The 17996-nt window shown below is 66.8% G+C and carries 16 protein-coding genes; 4 read left to right on the forward strand and 12 right to left on the reverse strand.

Annotation, left to right across the window (positions count from 1 at the left end):
- Positions 1 to 37 precede the first annotated feature (37 nt).
- The 6 genes from glmS to BSIN_RS14420 form a co-directional block, all read right to left on the reverse strand.
- The gene (gene glmS / locus BSIN_RS14395) at positions 38 to 1891 is read right to left on the reverse strand and encodes a glutamine--fructose-6-phosphate transaminase (isomerizing) (protein ID WP_089341007.1); all 1854 of its coding nucleotides are present in this window, start codon (positions 1889 to 1891) and stop codon (positions 38 to 40) included.
- A 71-nt stretch (positions 1892 to 1962) separates the two neighbouring features.
- On the reverse strand, positions 1963 to 3324 hold the full coding sequence (gene glmU / locus BSIN_RS14400; RefSeq protein ID WP_089341008.1) for a bifunctional UDP-N-acetylglucosamine diphosphorylase/glucosamine-1-phosphate N-acetyltransferase GlmU: 1362 nt from the start codon (positions 3322 to 3324) through the stop codon (positions 1963 to 1965).
- A gap of 337 nt (positions 3325 to 3661) precedes the next feature.
- On the reverse strand, positions 3662 to 4066 hold the full coding sequence (locus BSIN_RS14405) for a YybH family protein (RefSeq protein ID WP_089341026.1): 405 nt from the start codon (positions 4064 to 4066) through the stop codon (positions 3662 to 3664).
- A gap of 167 nt (positions 4067 to 4233) precedes the next feature.
- Positions 4234 to 5262: a tRNA 2-thiocytidine(32) synthetase TtcA gene (ttcA, locus tag BSIN_RS14410; RefSeq protein WP_089341009.1), complete on the reverse strand. Its 1029-nt coding sequence runs from the start codon at positions 5260 to 5262 to the stop codon at positions 4234 to 4236.
- Positions 5259 to 5663, reverse strand: a complete 405-nt coding sequence (locus BSIN_RS14415; RefSeq protein WP_069233445.1) for a dihydroneopterin aldolase — start codon at positions 5661 to 5663, stop codon at positions 5259 to 5261. Before BSIN_RS14415 ends, ttcA begins: the two co-directional genes overlap by 4 nt.
- A gap of 83 nt (positions 5664 to 5746) precedes the next feature.
- Entirely contained in the window at positions 5747 to 6535 is a 789-nt protein-coding gene (locus tag BSIN_RS14420) for an SDR family NAD(P)-dependent oxidoreductase (RefSeq protein ID WP_173678687.1), read from the reverse strand.
- Positions 6536 to 6548: 13 nt separating this feature from the next.
- On the opposite strand from BSIN_RS14420, the gene BSIN_RS14425 reads away from it, so the two are divergent.
- Positions 6549 to 7739 (forward strand): class I SAM-dependent methyltransferase, encoded by a 1191-nt coding sequence (locus tag BSIN_RS14425; RefSeq protein WP_089341027.1) that lies wholly within the window; start codon positions 6549 to 6551, stop codon positions 7737 to 7739.
- Positions 7740 to 7760: 21 nt separating this feature from the next.
- Complete coding sequence (locus BSIN_RS14430) at positions 7761 to 7955, forward strand: DUF2905 domain-containing protein (protein WP_059517457.1); 195 nt, start codon at positions 7761 to 7763, stop codon at positions 7953 to 7955.
- Positions 7956 to 7991: 36 nt separating this feature from the next.
- Here BSIN_RS14430 and BSIN_RS14435 read toward each other — a convergent pair whose 3' ends face one another.
- From BSIN_RS14435 to BSIN_RS14460, 6 genes are all read right to left on the reverse strand, one after another.
- Complete coding sequence (locus BSIN_RS14435) at positions 7992 to 8216, reverse strand: hypothetical protein (RefSeq protein WP_059517459.1); 225 nt, start codon at positions 8214 to 8216, stop codon at positions 7992 to 7994.
- A gap of 180 nt (positions 8217 to 8396) precedes the next feature.
- Positions 8397 to 9305, reverse strand: a complete 909-nt coding sequence (locus BSIN_RS14440) for a carbohydrate kinase family protein (protein WP_089341010.1) — start codon at positions 9303 to 9305, stop codon at positions 8397 to 8399.
- A complete protein-coding gene (locus BSIN_RS14445) occupies positions 9302 to 10753 on the reverse strand; it encodes an AGE family epimerase/isomerase (RefSeq protein WP_089341011.1) in 1452 nt (483 codons plus the stop codon). The genes BSIN_RS14440 and BSIN_RS14445 overlap by 4 nt, the downstream gene beginning before the upstream one ends.
- Positions 10750 to 11769 carry a LacI family DNA-binding transcriptional regulator gene (locus BSIN_RS14450; protein ID WP_089341012.1) on the reverse strand — a complete coding sequence of 340 codons (1020 nt, stop codon included), beginning with the start codon at positions 11767 to 11769 and terminating at the stop codon, positions 10750 to 10752. Before BSIN_RS14450 ends, BSIN_RS14445 begins: the two co-directional genes overlap by 4 nt.
- Before the next feature lie 187 nt (positions 11770 to 11956).
- Entirely contained in the window at positions 11957 to 13516 is a 1560-nt protein-coding gene (locus tag BSIN_RS14455; protein WP_089341013.1) for a methyl-accepting chemotaxis protein, read from the reverse strand.
- A 799-nt stretch (positions 13517 to 14315) separates the two neighbouring features.
- Positions 14316 to 15359 (reverse strand): bile acid:sodium symporter family protein, encoded by a 1044-nt coding sequence (locus tag BSIN_RS14460; RefSeq protein ID WP_089341014.1) that lies wholly within the window; start codon positions 15357 to 15359, stop codon positions 14316 to 14318.
- A gap of 383 nt (positions 15360 to 15742) precedes the next feature.
- Here BSIN_RS14460 and BSIN_RS14465 point away from each other — a divergent pair, with 383 nt between their 5' ends.
- Complete coding sequence (locus BSIN_RS14465; RefSeq protein WP_089341015.1) at positions 15743 to 16243, forward strand: peptide-binding protein; 501 nt, start codon at positions 15743 to 15745, stop codon at positions 16241 to 16243.
- Positions 16244 to 16611: 368 nt separating this feature from the next.
- A complete protein-coding gene (locus BSIN_RS14470) occupies positions 16612 to 17688 on the forward strand; it encodes a porin (protein ID WP_059517476.1) in 1077 nt (358 codons plus the stop codon).
- Positions 17689 to 17996: the final 308 nt, after the last annotated feature.

Below are 17996 nucleotides of genomic sequence, written 5' to 3' on the forward strand. Positions count from 1 at the left end.
ATCGCCCGCACGAAGTCGGCGCGCCCGACGCCGCCGCCTATTCCACCGTCACCGATTTCGCCAGATTCCGCGGCTTGTCCACATCCGTGCCTCGCGCGCATGCCGTGTGATACGCGAGCAATTGCAGCGGCACGACGTGCAGGATCGGCGACAGCAGCCCGTAGTGCTCCGGCATCCGGATCACGTGCAGCCCTTCGCCATTGACGATATGCGTGTCCGCATCGGCGAATACGTACAGTTCGCCGCCGCGCGCGCGCACTTCCTGCATGTTCGATTTCAGCTTCTCGAGCAGCGTATCGTTCGGCGCGACGGTCACCACCGGCATCGCTTCGGTCACGAGCGCGAGCGGCCCGTGCTTGAGTTCGCCCGCCGGGTACGCTTCCGCGTGGATGTACGAGATTTCCTTGAGCTTCAGCGCACCTTCGAGCGAAATCGGGTAATGCAGCCCGCGGCCGAGGAACAGCGCGTTTTCCTTGCGCGCGAACTCTTCGGACCACGCGATGATCTGCGGCTCGAGCGCGAGCACGCTGTTGAGCGCGGCGGGCAGATGGCGCAGTTGCTTCAGGTAGTCGGCTTCGCGTGCGGCGTCGACATGCCCGCGCAGCTTGCCGAGCGTGGCCGCGAGCACGAAGAGCGCGACGAGCTGCGTGGTGAACGCCTTGGTCGACGCGACGCCGATCTCGGTGCCCGCGTGCGTCAGGAATTGCAGCCCGGTTTGCCGCACCATCGCACTCGTCGCGACATTGCAGATCGCGAGCGTGTGCGAGTGGCCGAGCGCCTGCGCGTGCTTGAGCGCGGCGAGCGTGTCCGCCGTCTCGCCCGATTGCGAGATGACGACGACCAGCGCACGCGGATTCGGCACCGATTCGCGGTAGCGGTATTCGCTCGCGATTTCGACTTGCGTCGGAATTTTCGCGATCGATTCGAGCCAGTATTTCGCGGTCACCCCCGAGTAGTAGCTCGTGCCGCACGCGAGGATCAGCAGACTGTCGATGTCGGCAAACACGCCGGCCGCGTGCTCGCCGAACAGCGACGGGCCGAACGCGTCGGTTTGCGGGATCGTGTCGGAGATCGCGCGCGGCTGCTCGAAGATCTCCTTTTGCATGAAGTGCCGGTACGGCCCAAGCTCGACCGCGCCGCCGTAGGCGGCCACCACGCGCACGTCGCGCTCGGCGCGCGCGCCGTCGCGATCGGCGATGCGCACACCGTCGAGCGTCAGCTCGCACACGTCGCCTTCCTCGAGGAACGTGAAGCGATCGGTGCTGCCCGCGAGCGCGAGCGCGTCGGACGCGAGAAAGTTCTCGCGCTCGCCGAAGCCGACCACGAGCGGCGAGCCCTGCCGCGCGCCCACCACGGTATGCGGTTCGTCACGGTGGATCACCGCGATCGCGTAGGCGCCGTGCAGTTGCCTGACGGCCTGCTGCACCGCGTCGAACAGGTTGCCTTGATAGAGGCTGTGGATCAGATGCGCGACGACTTCGGTGTCGGTCTGCGACACGAACTCGTAGCCCTTCGCACGCAACGCGTCGCGCAGCGGCTCGAAGTTCTCGATGATGCCGTTGTGCACGAGCGCGAGCGCGTTGGACGAGAAGATCGGATGCGCGTTTTGCGTGATGGGCGCGCCGTGCGTCGCCCAGCGCGTGTGCGCGATGCCCGTCACGCCCTCGAGGCGCGACTCGCGCACTTGGGCATCGAGATCGGCCACGCGCTCGACGCTGCGCGCGCGCTTCGGGGCACCCGGCGTAGGGGCACCCGGCGTAGGGGCGCCCGCGCCGGCTTCGAGCACCGCGACGCCGCACGAGTCGTAGCCGCGATATTCCAGACGGCGCAACCCCTCGATCAGCACCGGAACGATATTACGTTGCGCAACCGCGCCGACAATTCCGCACATGATTCTTGTCCTAAAAATGATGCGGGCGCATTCGGCGCGCCCGCGAAGCCCCGTTCTTCAACGCCCGTTTTCTAGCTCTTTTTCTTGACCGGCCGCACGTAGCCGCTCTTTTGTGTCTGCGTTTTGTCGTTCAGCGCGAGCATGCCTTCGGCGACGTCCTTCCAGATCGTCGTGCCGGCCGCGATCGTCACGCCGCGGCCGACGCGCACCGGCGCGACGAGCTGCGTATCGGAGCCGACGAACACGTCGTCCTCGATGATCGTGCGGAATTTGTTCGCGCCATCGTAATTGCAGGTGATCGTGCCCGCGCCGATGTTCACGCGCGCGCCGATGTCGGCATCGCCGATGTACGTGAGGTGGTTGGCCTTCGAGCCGTGGCCGATCACCGCGTTCTTCACCTCGACGAAGTTGCCGACGTGCGCGTCGTCGGCGAGCGCCGTGCCCGGGCGCAGCCGCGCATACGGGCCGACCACCGCATGCGCGCCGATCGCCGCGCCGTCGACGTGCGAGAACGCGTCGATGCGCGCGCCCGCGCCGATCGTCGCGTTGCGGATCACGCAGTGCGCGCCGATCGTCACGTCATCGGCGATCGTCACGTCGCCTTCGAACACGCAGTTCACGTCGATCGACACGTCGCGGCCGCACGCGAGCCTGCCGCGCACGTCGATGCGGGCGGGATCGGCGAGCGTGACGCCGTCGGCGAGCAGCGTATCGGCAAGCTGGCGCTGATGGATGCGTTCAAGCTCGGCAAGCTGCGCCTTGCTGTTGACGCCGAGCGTTTCCCATTCGTCGTCGGGCTGCGTCGTGACGATCTCGAAGCCCGCCTCGATCGCCTGCTCGACCACGTCGGTCAGGTAGTACTCGCCCTGCGCGTTGTCGTTGCCGAGCGCGCCGAGCCACATCGCGAGCTGCGCGGTCGGCGCCACGACGATGCCGGTGTTGATCTCGGCGATCTTCAGCTCGTCGGCGCTCGCGTCCTTCTGCTCGACGATGCGCACCACGCAGCCGGCCTGGTCGCGCACGATGCGCCCGTAACCGGTGGGGTCGTCGAGCGTGACGGTGAGCACGCCGTAGCGCGCATCGGTTGCGGCATCGACGAGACGCTTGAGCGTGGCGGTGCGCGTGAGCGGCACGTCGCCGTACAGCACGAGCGTCGGTTGCGCGGGGTCGAGCAGCGGCAGCGCCTGACGCACCGCATGGCCGGTGCCCAGCTGCTGCTCCTGCAGCGCGAACTGGACGTCCAGCGCGGCGACGGCGGCGCGCACCTGATCCGCGCCGTGGCCGATCACGACGACGAGCCGCGACGGCGCAAGCGCGCGGGCGGTATCAATCACGTGGGAGAGAAGCGGCCTGCCGGCCAGAGGATGAAGCACTTTAGGCAGCGCCGAACGCATGCGCTTGCCGGTGCCTGCCGCCAAAATCACGATATTCATGGCGCCAGCGTCGTAGGGAGAGTTCGAAGCTGGCCATTTTAGCATGCGGGCCCTTGCCGACGCGTGTGCGCGGCAGGGTCAAACCGGCGGCGCGGCGGGGTTGCGCCGTGCCGGGCAGCGATTTGCTGCGTGCGGTTTGCATGCATTCGGTTTGCAGCGGCGCCGGGCGAGCCGGCGGTTCGTCGAGGCGCACGGCACACTGCGGTCTCGAGCCTCGCCGGCTAGCGGCCGGCGCTCGCGTGCGCTGCCTGCGGCCGGCTCGCACGGGCGCCGCATGCTCGCGCGCGGGCCGTTCGGCGCTCCGTTACGCGGCGCTTTCGCCGCTCGACGCGCACGGCTATGCCGATTCGGGCGGTACCGGCATCACGAGATTGGCATCGCGCGCGAGCCGCCAGCGGCCGTCGGCCTCTTTGCGCAGGATCGTCAGCGTGCGGCCTTGCCGGCGCACCGGCGCCGCGCCGCCGGGGGCGCGTATCGTCATGTCGATGCGATTGCGCAGATAGGCCCAGTCGCCGAGCACGCAAATCTCCTCGATTTCGCTGCCGCCTTCGATATCGAGCCCGGCGCCTTTCATCGCGCCGGCCGATGCCTCGAATTCACGTTTGCCGAACGGCGCCTGGCCGGGGACCAGGAAAACCACGTCGTCCGTCATCAGGCTTAGCACCGTCGCGATATCGCCGCTTTGGCTGGCCGATATCCAAGTGTCGACCAGCTCGCGAATCGCCCGTTCGTCTTCGGTCATGCCGTTCTCCGTTTCGATCATGCGCGATCGATTCTGGCGCGTATGCGCCGCGTCATCATGAAACCGCCCGATCCGCTTGCGCTGCGTGTGGCCGGGCGAGGCCGAAGCGAGCCGCGCGGCGCCCGCCGCCGGATCGCCGCGCGCGGCGGCCATCCGCGGCCCGCGTGTTACAGGTCGTCGAACTGAACGATCGAGATCGGCTTGAGCGCGCCGCCTGACGGCGCGTCCGTATCGGCGCCGCACGGTTGCTCGTCGAACGCGATGTCGCCGCCGGGGTCGGCGCGGCCCGTCGCGCGCAGTCCGGCGAACGGGAACAGCGTCGCGTCCATCAAGTGCGACGGCACGACATTGGCGAGCGCGTTGAACATATTGTCGACGCGCCCTGGGAAGCGCTTGTCCCATTCGCGGATCAGCGCCTTCATCTCGGCGCGCTTCAGGTTCGGCTGGCTGCCGCACAGGTTGCACGGAATGATCGGGAATTCGCGCAGCTGCGCGTACTGTTCCAGATCGGTTTCCTTCACATACGCAAGCGGCCGGATCACGATGTTCCTGCCGTCGTCCGATTGCAGCTTCGGCGGCATGCCCTTCAGCTTGCCGCCATGGAACAGGTTCAGCAGCAGCGTTTGCAGAATGTCGTCGCGGTGGTGGCCGAGCGCGATCTTGGTCGCGCCGAGTTCGCCCGCGACGCGGTACAGAATGCCGCGGCGCAGCCGCGAGCACAGCGAGCAGGTGGTCTTGCCCTCGGGCACGAGGCGCTTGACGATGCTGTAGGTATCCTGGTTTTCGATATGGAACGGCACGCCGATTCGCGTCAGGTATTCGGGCAGCACGTGCTCGGGAAAACCCGGCTGCTTCTGGTCGAGGTTGACCGCGACGATGTCGAAATCGATCGGCGCGCGCTCGCGCAGCCGCAGCAGGATATCGAGCAGCGCGTAGCTGTCCTTGCCGCCCGACAGGCAGACCATCACCTTGTCGCCATGCTCGATCATGTTGTAATCGCCGATTGCCTGGCCGACCTGGCGCACGAGCCGCTTGAACAGCTTGTTGTTCTCGTAGGCCTCTTTTTGCTCGCGGCGCGTCAGTGCGCGGCGGCTGGGTTCGGCCACCGCGGCTTCGACGCCGGCGGCCGCGCCGGCCTCGTCCGGCGTGCCGGGGTGGGGCGTACCCGACGGGTACGTGCTTTGGCGCACATTCATGCTCGCTCCTCGTCCTTGATACGGAAAACCTCGACGCCGACGGCGTCGCAATCGGAATAAGCGTCCGGTTTTTCGGTGCAGACGCGCACCGCGCGCACGGCGCCGTGCGCGAGCAGATTCGCGGCGATCGCGTCGCACAGCGTTTCCTGCAAATGAATGTGGCCGCGCGCGACGCACTGCGCGACGCTTTGCTTCAGCAGGTCGTAATCGACCACTTCGCGCAGCCGGTCTTCGACGGGCGTCGTCAGCGCGAGCGGCACGAACACGTCGACATTGATGACGACACGCTGCTCGCCGCGCTTCTCGTGCTCGAACGCGCCGATATTGATATACACCTCGTAGTTGCGCAGATACAGCCGGCGGCAATCGGCGAGCCTGGGGTGCAGGAGGGCGGCAAACATGGTCGATCCAGTCACAAAGGGTGATGCACGTAAAGCGGCGCGGCCGCACGCGGCGTCGGAATGCCCGCGCGCGGCCGCGCCCGTCAATTTTTGCCGCCGGCCGTCGGCTCGAGATGCTCGCCGCCGTCGATGGTCAGCGTCGCGCCGGTCACGCCGGACGCCTCGGCAAGATAGCAGGCCGCATCGGCGATTTCGTCCACGCGCGGCGCGCGCCCGCGCACGAGGCCGACCACGCGCACCTTAGGCGCGAGCGCGAGCGCCTGCGCGGCAGTCGCGCGGTGCAGCGCGGCTTGCGCGAGCGAGTGCGACAAGCGCTCGGGCGCCGGATGGAACACGGTCTCGTCCAGCAGGTGAATCACGACGGCGCGTTCGCGCTCGTCGTCGCGCGCGGCCTCGGGCGTCGCGGCGGCGAGCGCGCGCGCGAGCACGAGCGGCGCGGCGACTTCGCGGGCGATCGTCTCGGCAAGCGATGCATAGCCGATGTCGCGCGCGTTGTCCGCGCGGCCTGCCGCCTGGACGATCACGCAGCTCGGGCGGCCAAGCGCCGCGCCGCACGCGTCGACGAGCCGCGCGACGTCGTGCTCGGCGGCGAAGTCGGCCGCCAGCGCCGCTGCGCGGCGGCCGAGCGATTCGACTTCGGCGGCGATCGACGCGGCCGCGCGGGCAGCGTCGTGCGCATCCGCGTTCGCGCCCGGCGGCTCCATGCTTGCGGCGATCGCCACATCCCAGCCGCGCTGCGCGAAGCCGAGCGCGAGCGCGCGGCCGATCGCGCCCGCATCGTCGGGCATGGTGAGCGCGATCAGCACGGCCCGCGTGCGTTGCGCCACGCGGACATCGGCGGAAGCGTCCCGGAGGTCGGCGGAAACGGTCATTTACAATGCCGGGATGAACCCGAAAGCTCACGAACCCGCTAGTTTACCCGTTCCCAGCCCGGACGCGCTCGCGCAGTCCGAATCGCTCGCAGCCGCGCTGCGCGCGCAGATCGCGTCGGCGGGCGGCTGGATTCCATTCTCGCGCTATATGGAGCACGCGCTGTACGCGCCGGGTGCCGGCTATTACAGCGGCGGCGCGCGCAAGTTCGGCCGGCGCGCGGACGACGGCAGCGATTTCGTTACCGCGCCCGAACTGTCGCCGCTTTTCGCACGCACGCTCGCGCGCCCGATCGCGCAGGCGCTCGAGCTGAGCGGCACGCGGCGCGTGATGGAGTTCGGCGCGGGCACGGGCAGGCTGGCCGCGGGCCTGTTGAGCGCGCTCGTGGCGCTTGGCGTCGAGCTTGACGAATACGCGATCGTCGATTTGTCCGGCGAATTGCGTGCGCGCCAGCGCGAGACGCTCGAAGCCGACGCGCGCGCGCTGGCCGCGCGCGTGCGCTGGCTCGACGCGCTGCCCGAGCGCTTCGACGGCGTGGTGATCGGCAACGAGGTGCTCGACGCGATGCCGGTGCGGCTTTTCGTCAAGCGCGCGCGCGGCTGGTGCGAGCGCGGCGTCGCGGTGAGCGGCGCGGGCGCGTTCGTGTTCGCCGAGCGGCCGCTCGCGCAGGCTGGCGATACCGCGCGTCTTGCCGGAATCGACGCCGATGACGGCTACGTGACGGAGACGCACGACGCGGCCGCGGCATTCGTCCGCACGGTCTGCACGATGCTCGCGCGCGGCGCGGCGTTTTTCATCGACTACGGCTTTCCGTTTCACGAGTACTACCACCGGCAGCGTGCGCAGGGTACGCTGATGTGCCATTACCGGCACCACGCGCACGACGATCCGTTCGTCTATCCGGGGTTGCAGGACATGACCGCGCACGTCGAGTTCAGCGCGATCTACGAGGCAGGCGTCGGCGCCGGTGCGGATCTGCTCGGCTACACGTCGCAGGCGCGCTTTCTGCTGAACGCGGGAATTACCGACGTGCTCGCCGAAATCGATCCGTCCGACGCGCAGCGTTTCCTGCCCGCCGCGAATGCGGTGCACAAGCTGATTTCGGAGGCGGAGATGGGCGAGCTTTTCAAGGTGATCGCGTTTTCGCGCGGCATCGACGGCACGCTCGAGGCGTTTGCGCGCGGCGACCGTTCACATACGCTGTAAGCGCCGACAAGGGGAATTGCGATGCTGCGCTGGCTGCTCACCACGTTCATCGCCGTGATGGTGCTCGCGCGCGCGTGGCCGTGGCTGTCGAAGCTCGGCGTCGGGCGCCTGCCCGGCGACGTGACGCTCAAGCTCGGCTCGCGCGTTTATCCGTTTCCGTTCATGTCGACGCTCGTGATCATGGCGATCGTGTCGGTGATTGCGCGGCTTTGGTGAGCATGACGCCCGCGCGGCACGCCGCGCCGCGCGCCGTCACAGCGCCAGTTCGCCGAGAATCCGGTGGGCGAGCGCCTTCGCTTCGTCGAACGCTTCCGATTCGCTGACGCTCGTTGCGCCGACTTCGTAGACGGTATTGTCAGGCGTTTCGCCATCGTCCCGGGAGAGGATCACGTATCCCTGATAGCGCCCGTCGTCCGTCTTGTGGGTGTGCGCCTTGGCCGTGTAGATGCCCTTCGTGTAGGTATTGCCGCCGTCCATGATGCTTCTCCCGTGTTGGCCGCAGAAGTGCACGAGCACTTACTTCGATTCGATGCAAAGCAGAAACGACGCTTCATCCTAACATCCCGATGCCGCGCTTTCAGCAGCTGCGCGACGATGTCGCGGCGGCAAAGTTGCGGCGCTGACGCGAGCCGGACGGGTGTATCGTGCGGGCCGTGGTTACGGCGCGACGAGCGCAAGCACCTCGTCGAGCGTCGGCGCGTGCGCGCCGGTGTGCTGGCAGGCCGCCGCGCCTGCCGCCAGCGCGAATGCGAGATGTTCGCGCCAGCCGCGGCTTTCCATCGTCATCAGGCTGAACAGTAAGCCGCCGATCGTCGCGTCGCCGGCACCGACCGTATCCATCACGTCGACGCGCGGCGGTTGCGCGTCGAACGTCCGGCCGCCGGAGTGGAGCGTCGCCGTGCGCGCGCCGCGCGTGACCAGCAGCGCCGCATGCGGATTGAGCGCGCGCAGCCGCGCGATCGCGCGCGGTTCGTCGTCGTCCGCGAACAGATGCCGCAGGTCTTCGTCGGAGACTTTGATCACGTCGGCGAGCTTCGCCATCGTCTCGAGCGTCGGCTTGAAGCTGTCCGTCATCAGATTGCGGTAGTTCGGATCGAAGCTGATCGACACGCCCGCTTCGCGCAACTCGGCCGCGAGCGTGACGAGCGTCGACGCGAGCGGCTCGCGCACGAGGCTGATGCAGCCGAAATGCGCCCATTTCACATGCTGGCGCCAGCCCTGCGGCAGGCTTGCCGGATCGAAGGCGAGATCGGCGCTGTTTTCGCCGATGAAGAAGTACGCGGGCGGATGCGTTTGATGAACAACCGCGAGAAGCGGCGCGCGCTCGACGCGCTGCAGGAAGCGCAGGTCGAGCCCCGCCGCTTCGCTTTCGCGCCAGAGTGCGTCGGAGAAACAGTCGCGGCCGAGCGCGCCCGCGCATGCGCTCGCCACCCCGAGCTTCGCGACCGCGCGTGCGACGTTCCAGCCGGCGCCGCCCGGACGCGACGCCCAGTTCGCGCTGTCGGTGCGGACCAGGTCGGTGAGGATGTCGCCGGCAGAGACGAATTGCGGAAACGTCGCGCTCATCGCAGGGTGCCTCCGTTGTGGCGGGGCGGCGCGCCGGCGGGGCTGCCGTGGCCGGCATGTTGTGCGTGCGTGCCGTTGCCTTGCGCAGGCGGCGTCGCGCGATCGGCCGCGGCGCCGTCGTTGCCGCCATCCGCTGCGTGCGGTGCCGGCAATGCGTTCAGGACTTCGTAGCAGGCGCCCATCGTGTGGTAGTCGGTTTTGCCGGCCGGGCTCTTCTCGTCGCTGTACTTGCGGTTGTCGCAGGTGAGGATTCGGTACCAGGCGCCGTAATGGTGATCGACGAAATGCGTCCAGCTATAGCGCCAGATCTCGTCGTACCAGTCCCAGAAGCGTTCGCTGCCGGTGCGCTGGCCGAGCAGCGCGGCGGCGGCGAGGCTTTCGGCTTGCACCCAGAAATACTTGTCGTGGTCGCACACTTTGTAGTCGGGGTCGAAGCCGTAGCAGAGACCGCCGTGATCGGCGTCCCACGCGTGCGCGAGCGCCGCGTCGAACAGCGCGATCGCGCGCGGCAGCAGCCAGTCGAGCGGGCGGTGCCGTTCGAGAATCAGCAGCAGCTTCGCCCATTCGGTCTGATGGCCCGGCTGGAACCCCCACGGGCGGAAGATGTTCGAGCTGTCTTCCTTGTTGTATTCCCAGTCGACCGACCAATCGGCCCGGAAATGCTCCCACACGAGATCGTTCGACAGCGCGGCTTGGCGCTGGACGATATGCGTGGCGACCTTTTCCGCGCGGTCGAGATATGTCAGATGGCCGGTCGCCTCGTAGGCGGCGAGGAGCGCCTCGGTCGCGTGCATGTTCGTGTTTTGGCCGCGATAGCTGGAGACGCTCCAGTCGGGCGTGGCGTCGTCCGCGTAGAGGCCCGCCGCGGCATCCCAGAAACGATGCTCCATCAGCTCGAAGGTCTGGGCAATCAGCGGCTTGGCTTCGTCGATGCCCGCCATCGCCGCGTGCGCGGCCGCAAGCAGAACGAACGCGAGCCCGTAGCAGTGGCGCGTGCCGTCGCGCGTCGCGCGTTTTACGCCGTCGCGCCACTCGATTTCCCAGTCGTAGCCTTCGTGCGCCGCGTCCCAGTGCGCGTCGCGCAGAAAGCGCAGCCCATGGCGTGCGTAATCGAGATCGCGCGGATTGCCGAAGTGGCGGTATGCCATCGCGTAGTTGAAGACGAAGCGGCAACTGCTGACGAGGTGGCGTGTCGTGCGGTCGTAGACGGTGCCGTCGTCGCGGAAGAAGTGGTAGAAGCCGCCCGACGGATCGAGCACGTTCGGCGCGTAAAAGCGCAGCGTGTGCTGCACGTGCGACAGCAGGAACTGCCGGTCACGGAAGTTTTCGACGCGCGGCACGGCAGGCTCGCCGCATCCGGCGTGCGCGCCGGACGCGGGGGAGGGCGGCCTGCTTGCTTGCGGTGTGCCGATGGCCGTGTGGGGCGCGGGCGTGGCTGAAGTCGTCATGATCCAAGTACCGAGGTGAGAGCGTGCGGCGCGTGCGTCGCGCCTGCGCTGCTGGCCCGCGCGACCAACTGCACGGGAACGCTGAGTTCGGTTTGCTCGGGCGCGTCCGCGAGCAGCAATTCGATGCCTTGCCGGCCGAGCGTTTCCTTGTCGATGGCCAGTGTCGTCAGCGGCGGGCTCGCGTGGGCGGCGGCGGGGATGTCGTCGAAGCCGACGAACGCGATGTCGTCCGGCACCCGCACGCCGCGCGCCAGGCACTCGCGCATCGCGGCGAGCGCGGCCGCATCGTTGTAGGCAAACACCGCGTCGGGGAGCGGCCCGTCCGCATCGAGCAATTGTCGCATGGCTTTGGCCGCGCCGACGTCGGGCCCGAGGTTCGGGTCGATCGACAGTTCGAGCGACGGGTCGAACAGCATCCCGGCATCGAAGAACGCGCGCCGATAGCCCAACGCCCGCTGCGCGATGCTGTAGTGCGCGAGCGAGCCGCCGATGAACGCAATGCGCCGGCGGCCGGTGTCGAACAGATGCCGCATCGCGAGTGCGGCGCCGCCGGCATTGTCGACGTTGATCGAGCGCAGCCCCGGCGCGCGGATATCGATGAGCACGAGTGGGCGGCCTGTCGCGGCGAGCGCTTCGAGCGTCTCCGGCTCCATGAAGCCCGCGACCGCGATCGCGTCGGGCGCGTGAGGGCGCATCTGGCGGAGCACGTCGTCGTTCGGCCCGGTCGTCAGCAGCGACGGCACGATGCCGCGCGCGCGGCACGCGTCCTCGACGCCGTGCAGCACGTGCGAGAAAAACGGCGTGGAGGCGAAGTGATTGTGCTGGCGGTGCAGCAGGAACGTGAGCCGCCTGATTCGCGGGCGTAGCTGCGCCGGGTCGTAATTCATCTGGCGCGCGATCTCGACCACGCGCGCGCGGGTGGCTTCGGACAGGCCGGGTTGATTCTTCAGCGCGCGGGACACCGTGCCGATCGACACGTTGGCAGCCTGCGCAACATCGCGAATGGTGGTGCTCATCGTTGGGCGTGACAGGTGTTTAGTGTGATTGTGATTTTATGGCATGATTTTTAGTAAAACGCTCAGGGATTATGCTAATGGCGCTTGATTTTTCTTGATTTAATTGGGATGGGTGACGATTATTTGTTTACTAAAAATAGTAAACTCGGCTCGAAATGCCGATGCTGCCCCCTGACTGATCACCACATCACGCCGCCACCCGGAAAATCGCCGCCGCTGCGCGCAACGCGGCCGCTTCGTCGGCGAGCGCGCCCGCCGCGCCGGCCGCCTTCTGCACGAGCAACGCATTGTGCTGAGTCATCTGATCCATTTGCGCGACCGCGCGGTTGATCTGGTCGATCCCAGAATGCTGCTCGTCGCACGCATGCGAAATCTCGTCGACGAGCGTTGCAACCTGGCGCACCGACGCGAGCATATCGACGATCGTGCCGCCCGCGGCCTTCACGGTGTCCGTGCCGCGTTCGACTTCGTCCGTCACGCTGGCGATCAGCGCCGAAATTTCCTTGGCCGCCTGCGCGCTGCGATGCGCGAGGCCGCGCACCTCCTGGGCGACTACCGCGAAGCCTCGGCCGGCGGGGCCCGCGCGCGCCGCCTCGACGGCCGCGTTGAGCGCGAGCAGGTTGGTCTGGAATGCAATGCCTTCGATCGTCGACGAAATGCTGCGGATTTGCTGCGAACGCACCGATAACGCTTCCATTCGCGTCATCGCGTCGCGCGCCGCCGCGCCACCGTGCTCGGCTTGCGCCGACGCCGCCGAGGCGAGCGAACTGGCCTGACGTGCATGGTCGGCGTTGGCGCGTAGGGTCGCGGCGAGCTGCTCCATGCTGCTGGCCGTCTGCTGAAGGCCGGCTGCGTGCTCGTCGGTGCGGCGCGACAGGTCGTGGTTGCCGTGCGCGATATCGGCCGTCGTGTGCGCAATCGCGTCGGCCGCGCGTTGCAGCGTGCCGATCGTCGCGGCAAGGCGTGCGCGCATCGTGTGCATCGCATGCAGCACGCTGCCGGGCGCGGCGTCGGCGGCGTGCACGTCGAGCGCGAGATTGCCGGCCGCTATGCCGCTGGCGACAGCTGCAGCGTCATGCGGTTCGCCGCCGAGCTGCCGCGCAAGCGCGCGCGCCATCGTCGCGCACAGCGCGGCGACGAGCGCGACGCCCGCCAATACGCAGCCTGCGACCGCCCATTGGACGAGCCGAGCCATGCCCCGCGCGCGGTCGTATGCGCGTTGCGCCGCGTCGAGCTGGACTTGCCGCAATTGCGCGCTCTCGGTCTTGACGCGCTGCGCGGCCGGCTCGAGCGTCTGCGTGACCACCCATTGCGCTTCGGACAGATTGTTCGCCTTCAGCAGGGCGATCACCGGCCGGATGCCCTGGTCGCGCAGCGTCGTCCAATCGGCGGCAAGACGCTCGGCCTGCGCGCGCTCGGCGTCGGCGAGCGGCATTGCGCGATGCTCGGTGAGCAGGCGGTCGATCGCCATGACGTCGCGCGCCGACGCGCTGGTGAGCGCATCGGTTTTGGCGGCGGACGGATCGAGCACGGCGTCGCCGATCGCGTAGCGGGTTTGCGTGACGATCTCGTCGAGCGACGAGATCCGCTGCAGGGCCTTCACGCGATCCTCGAAGACATGCGCGAGCGCGTCGCCGATGCGGGCAACGCCTGCAAGGCCGATGCCGCCAACTGCGGCAAGTACCAGGACGACGAGCGCGACAAGCAGGCGCAGCCGGGTTTTGACGGTGAGGCGGGTGGTGTTCATCGGGCGTGCTTTCCGAGGGCGGCGCGTCGCGCTCGTGACGTGGAGCGCAGTGACGAGAAGCAGGCTTAACGGCGCCGGTACGGGCAGATTGAATGAATTTTTTGTGAAGCGATGCCCGTTTTGGGCGCATCGGGCATTCCGCCTCGGGCGGGGGCGGTGATGGTGGAGGCGGGAAGTGGAAGATGCGGAGATGGGAAATGCGCAGACCCGGGCAAAACCGCGGGGCGCACCTGCACGGGGCGAGGGCGGGCGGCGAGCAAGACGCGCGCAAGCGTTCGGGCGCGGGGCGGAAAATGGCGCGGGGTAAGGCACGTCCGACAGACGCCCGATGCCGGGACGGGTGGCGTCTGTGCCGAGGTAAAGACGCGGGTGCCCGTATCCGGAATTTCGCGTTTGGAACGGAAAAAGCGGATTAAAAAGCAAAAAAATGGGCTAAAAAAGATTAACCCGCAGCTTTGCCTTAGCCGGTTGAGCCCGCAGCTTCATCGGCCGAGCCGCGCGGCGCAACCAACGCGAACGCGTCCTGGCGACGGCCTCTTCCGCGGCCGGCGGCTTATTCGACAGAAGATCCGCAGCGGGCGTCATTTCATCGACGCGGCGGCTCACAGTCGGCCTGCCGATTCAATTGCTCCGGATAAAACAGCGCCCCTGCGTCGCCGGGCGTTTTCCTTCGTGGCGGCAGCCGTGCGACTCGGCAATGAAGCGGTCCAGCGCCAGCACTGGACCGCCTCGAGCGGCCTGGCCGCGCGGGACGCACCCGTGCGGGAGCCGCTCGGCATTCAGCGAAACTCGATGAAACTCAACGTTTCGCGGCGATGCCCGCCTTCGCCGCGCCCATTGCGTCGTCGCGCGCGGCGGTTTGCCGCTCGCGGCTGGTGTCGCGAGCGCCCCAGCGCTGCGCGAGCGCCGCGCAGGTCATCAACTGGATCTGATGGAACAGCATCAGCGGCAGCACGACTGCTCCAACCGCATGCGCCGCGAAGATCACCTTCGCCATCGGCACGCCGGCCGCGAGGCTTTTTTTCGAGCCGCAAAAGATGATCGTGATCTGGTCCGCGCGATTGAAGCCGAGCCGCTTGCTCGTGAACGCGGTGATGCCGAGCGCGATCGCGAGCAGCACGACGTTGACGACGACGAGACCGCCGAGCGCGGTGGGTGGAATCTGATGCCAGAGCCCTTGATTGACCGCTTCGCTGAACGCGACGTAGACCACGAGCAGGATCGAACCCTGATCGACGAAGCGCAGCACGCCGCGATGGCGCTCGATCCAGGCGCCGATCACGGGCCGCAGCAGTTGACCGGCGACGAACGGCACGAGCAACTGCATGACGATCGCACCGATCGTGCTCCACGGCGACGCGGCCGCGCCGGTTCCGTGCGATGTGATCAACAGGCCGACGAGCGCGGGCGTGACGAAGATGCCGATGAGGCTCGATGCGGATGCCGAGCAGACAGCCGCCGGCACGTTGCCCTTCGCGATCGACGTGAACGCGATCGACGATTGCACGGTCGACGGCAGCGTGCAGAGGAACAGCACGCCCGCATAAAGCGCGGGGGTGACGAGCGGCGTGAGCACGGGCTTGAGCGCGAGGCCGACGAGCGGAAACAGCGCGAACGTGCTGACGAGCACGACCAAGTGCAGCCGCCAATGCGTCACACCGGCGATGATGGCCTCGCGCGAGAGCTTCGCGCCGTGCAGGAAGAACAGCAGCCCGACCGCGATGTCGGTGGCCCAGTTGAACGCGTGCGCGGCGGCGCCGCGGCAGGGCAGCACGCTTGCGAGCACGACGGTGCCGACAAGCGCGAGGGTGAAATTGTCGGGGATGAAGCGTGAACGCGCCATTTCGGATCTCGATTGAATGCAGGGTGAGCGGCACGGCGCTCAACGCGGACGCCGGCCGTTGTCGGTCCGGCTATTGTCACGGCTGACTATTGAATAGGCAAATTCATTCAGAGAATCGATTGATGATTCGAGCGCATTTCAACGAGTCATCGATTGCCCATTCGATGGTTTTTAATCCGGTTATCGAAATGTTAAAAATCAGTCTGACAAAATGGGCGGAATAGGTGAAAAACCTAGCAGTAACATGGTGTTACACCGATGCCTGAGGTCTAACACTTTTTGGCTCGACACGCTTTCGCGGCACCCATAAATTACTGTTGAAAGTCTCGGGCGATATACGTTTCGCGCGAACTTGAATGGACAAGGCATGTAGTGGGCCAGTGATGAAGACGGAACGGGTAAAACGGAGGATCGGGCAATGGGCCGTGAGCGCGTTCGGTGCGCTTGCGGCGTCGCTCGTCTTCGCGCAGCCGCCGCGCGGCGGCGGGCCCGGATTCGGCGGCGGCCCGCGCGGCGGCGCGCCGTCAGCCTACGCCGCGGAAGATAGCGGCGGCTGGCGCGGCGGCGCCGGCTATCTGCAAGCGGCGCCGCCGCATGGCCGGGATGCCAGGATCGGCGTCAGCGGTTACGGCCCCCGCTGGGGCTTGCGCCCGACGCCGTCCTACGGGCGCTACGCGGCACAAAGCCCATACCGGCCGATCAGTGCCGATGCGCGGCAGGTGCCGCACGCGCCCGGCTCGGTCAACCTGCCAATGCGCGCGGGCTCGATCCGTGCCGATGTCGCGCGCTACAACGAGGAACGCGGCGGGCGGACCGCTCCCGCGCCGCGCGGGCAAAACGGCGCGGCGCGCGAACCGTTTCTCGCGCCTTTTTCCCGCAACTGACACATTCGTCTAATGCGGCGGCACACGCCGCGTGCTGATGCAAATTCGCCACACTCGCGCGAAATCCCGCCGCGCATCTCATTGATTACGCTATCTTTCGCGCCTCATCGCGAGCGACGCGCGCGGCCCGGCGCGATGCATCGCGCCGGGAGCCGGCCTTTGGCCGCGGACGCCCGACAAATCGCCGGGAAATTAATGCAGACGGTATATCTGCAATAAGTCTCTTCTTTTTTGACCATAAAAATGGCCTTGGAAGATGGACCGCGTTCGAGCGCTCGCATTCCGTTGCCGCGCTCGTATGCGATGTGCGCCGCATCATTTCCCAAGACCGTTCGTCAAGACCGACAGATAGACAATTTGGAGATCTTATGAAATCAACCGCCAGCCGTGCGTTGAAAACCACTTGTATGTGCGCCGCCGCCGTGGCGCTCGCCGGGGGCGCGACGCTTGCCCGGGCGCAATCGAGCGTTCAACTGTACGGCCAGGTCGACGAGTGGATCGGCGCGCAGAAATTTCCCGGCGGCCAGCGGGCGTGGGGCGTGCAGGGCGGCGGGATGTCGACGTCTTACTGGGGGATTCGCGGCACCGAGGATCTCGGCGGCGGGTATCAGGCAATCTTCACGCTGGAGGATTTTTTCCGCGCGCAGACCGGCCGCTACGGCCGCTTCGACGGCGATACGTTCTTCGGGCGCAACGCGTATGTCGGGCTCGCGACGCCATACGGCACGGTGACGGCCGGGCGTCTGACGACCCATCTGTTCGTCTCGACGATCCTCTTCAACCCGTTCATCGATTCATACGTGTTCTCGCCGATGGTCTACCACGTGTTCCTCGGCCTCGGCACGTTCCCGACGTATACGACCGATCAGGGCGTCGTCGGCGATTCGGGCTGGAATAACGCGGTCGGTTATACGAGCCCGTCGTTCGGCGGATTAAGCGGGGGGGTAATGTATGCGTTCGGCAATTCGGCGGGGGAAAACCGCTCAAAAAAATGGAGCGGACAACTGAATTATGCAAACGGCCCGTTTGCAGCAACAGCGGTTTATCAGTACGTGAACTTCAACAACGATCCGGGCGATCTCGGCGCGCTCGTGTCGAGAATGAAGAGCCAAGGTGTCGCGCAAGTCGGCCTGTCCTACGACTTCAAACTCGTCAAGCTCTACGGACAATATATGTATACGCACAACGAGCAGGATGCCGGAAGCTGGCACGTGAATACCGTGCAAGGCGGCGTGGCGGTGCCGCTTGGCGCGGGCAGAGCGCTTGCATCGTATGCGTACTCGCACGGATCGGGCGGTCTCGAGCAGACCCACCGTACTTGGGCGGTCGGCTACGACTATCCGCTGTCCAAGCGCACGGATTTGTATGCCGCCTACATGAACGACCGTTTTTCGGGGATGGGCAGCGGCGATACGTTCGGCGCGGGAATTCGGGCGAAATTCTGACGGCGGCGCGTTGGCGCGGGCCATCCGTGTGTCGCGTATATGGATAGCTGCGAGATGAATATGGATAGCGGCTGGTCCGGCGAGGCGGCGCGGCTGCATTCGGGGTGGGCGTTTGCATGGGTTTGCGGCCCGTCAGCCGGCTGCGCCGGCCGTGTAAACGCTTCGGATCACGATGAAAAAGTGCGCTAGAACCCGCACTACCCGGCCGATCCCTTGAGATAAGTTAGCGGCGTTACATTACTCGCTGTCATTTTTCCTTTCTTGACGTTTCGGGCTCATTAGCTTTGTTACAGTTGCTTGCGACTAGA

It is taken from the genome of Burkholderia singularis (assembly GCF_900176645.1).
Lineage (GTDB): Bacteria > Pseudomonadota > Gammaproteobacteria > Burkholderiales > Burkholderiaceae > Burkholderia > Burkholderia singularis.

What these genes read in the sequence shown, in the direction of transcription:
- glmS (WP_089341007.1), bottom strand. Translation starts at nt 1,891, where the DNA reads ATGTGCGGAATTGTCGGCGCGGTTGCGCAACGTAATATCGTTCCGGTG.
- glmU (WP_089341008.1), bottom strand. Translation starts at nt 3,324, where the DNA reads ATGAATATCGTGATTTTGGCGGCAGGCACCGGCAAGCGCATGCGTTCG.
- BSIN_RS14405 (WP_089341026.1), bottom strand. Translation starts at nt 4,066, where the DNA reads ATGACCGAAGACGAACGGGCGATTCGCGAGCTGGTCGACACTTGGATA.
- ttcA (WP_089341009.1), bottom strand. Translation starts at nt 5,262, where the DNA reads ATGAATGTGCGCCAAAGCACGTACCCGTCGGGTACGCCCCACCCCGGC.
- BSIN_RS14415 (WP_069233445.1), bottom strand. Translation starts at nt 5,663, where the DNA reads ATGTTTGCCGCCCTCCTGCACCCCAGGCTCGCCGATTGCCGCCGGCTG.
- BSIN_RS14420 (WP_173678687.1), bottom strand. Translation starts at nt 6,535, where the DNA reads ATGACCGTTTCCGCCGACCTCCGGGACGCTTCCGCCGATGTCCGCGTG.
- BSIN_RS14425 (WP_089341027.1), top strand. Translation starts at nt 6,549, where the DNA reads ATGAACCCGAAAGCTCACGAACCCGCTAGTTTACCCGTTCCCAGCCCG.
- BSIN_RS14430 (WP_059517457.1), top strand. Translation starts at nt 7,761, where the DNA reads ATGCTGCGCTGGCTGCTCACCACGTTCATCGCCGTGATGGTGCTCGCG.
- BSIN_RS14435 (WP_059517459.1), bottom strand. Translation starts at nt 8,216, where the DNA reads ATGGACGGCGGCAATACCTACACGAAGGGCATCTACACGGCCAAGGCG.
- BSIN_RS14440 (WP_089341010.1), bottom strand. Translation starts at nt 9,305, where the DNA reads ATGAGCGCGACGTTTCCGCAATTCGTCTCTGCCGGCGACATCCTCACC.
- BSIN_RS14445 (WP_089341011.1), bottom strand. Translation starts at nt 10,753, where the DNA reads ATGACGACTTCAGCCACGCCCGCGCCCCACACGGCCATCGGCACACCG.
- BSIN_RS14450 (WP_089341012.1), bottom strand. Translation starts at nt 11,769, where the DNA reads ATGAGCACCACCATTCGCGATGTTGCGCAGGCTGCCAACGTGTCGATC.
- BSIN_RS14455 (WP_089341013.1), bottom strand. Translation starts at nt 13,516, where the DNA reads ATGAACACCACCCGCCTCACCGTCAAAACCCGGCTGCGCCTGCTTGTC.
- BSIN_RS14460 (WP_089341014.1), bottom strand. Translation starts at nt 15,359, where the DNA reads ATGGCGCGTTCACGCTTCATCCCCGACAATTTCACCCTCGCGCTTGTC.
- BSIN_RS14465 (WP_089341015.1), top strand. Translation starts at nt 15,743, where the DNA reads ATGAAGACGGAACGGGTAAAACGGAGGATCGGGCAATGGGCCGTGAGC.
- BSIN_RS14470 (WP_059517476.1), top strand. Translation starts at nt 16,612, where the DNA reads ATGAAATCAACCGCCAGCCGTGCGTTGAAAACCACTTGTATGTGCGCC.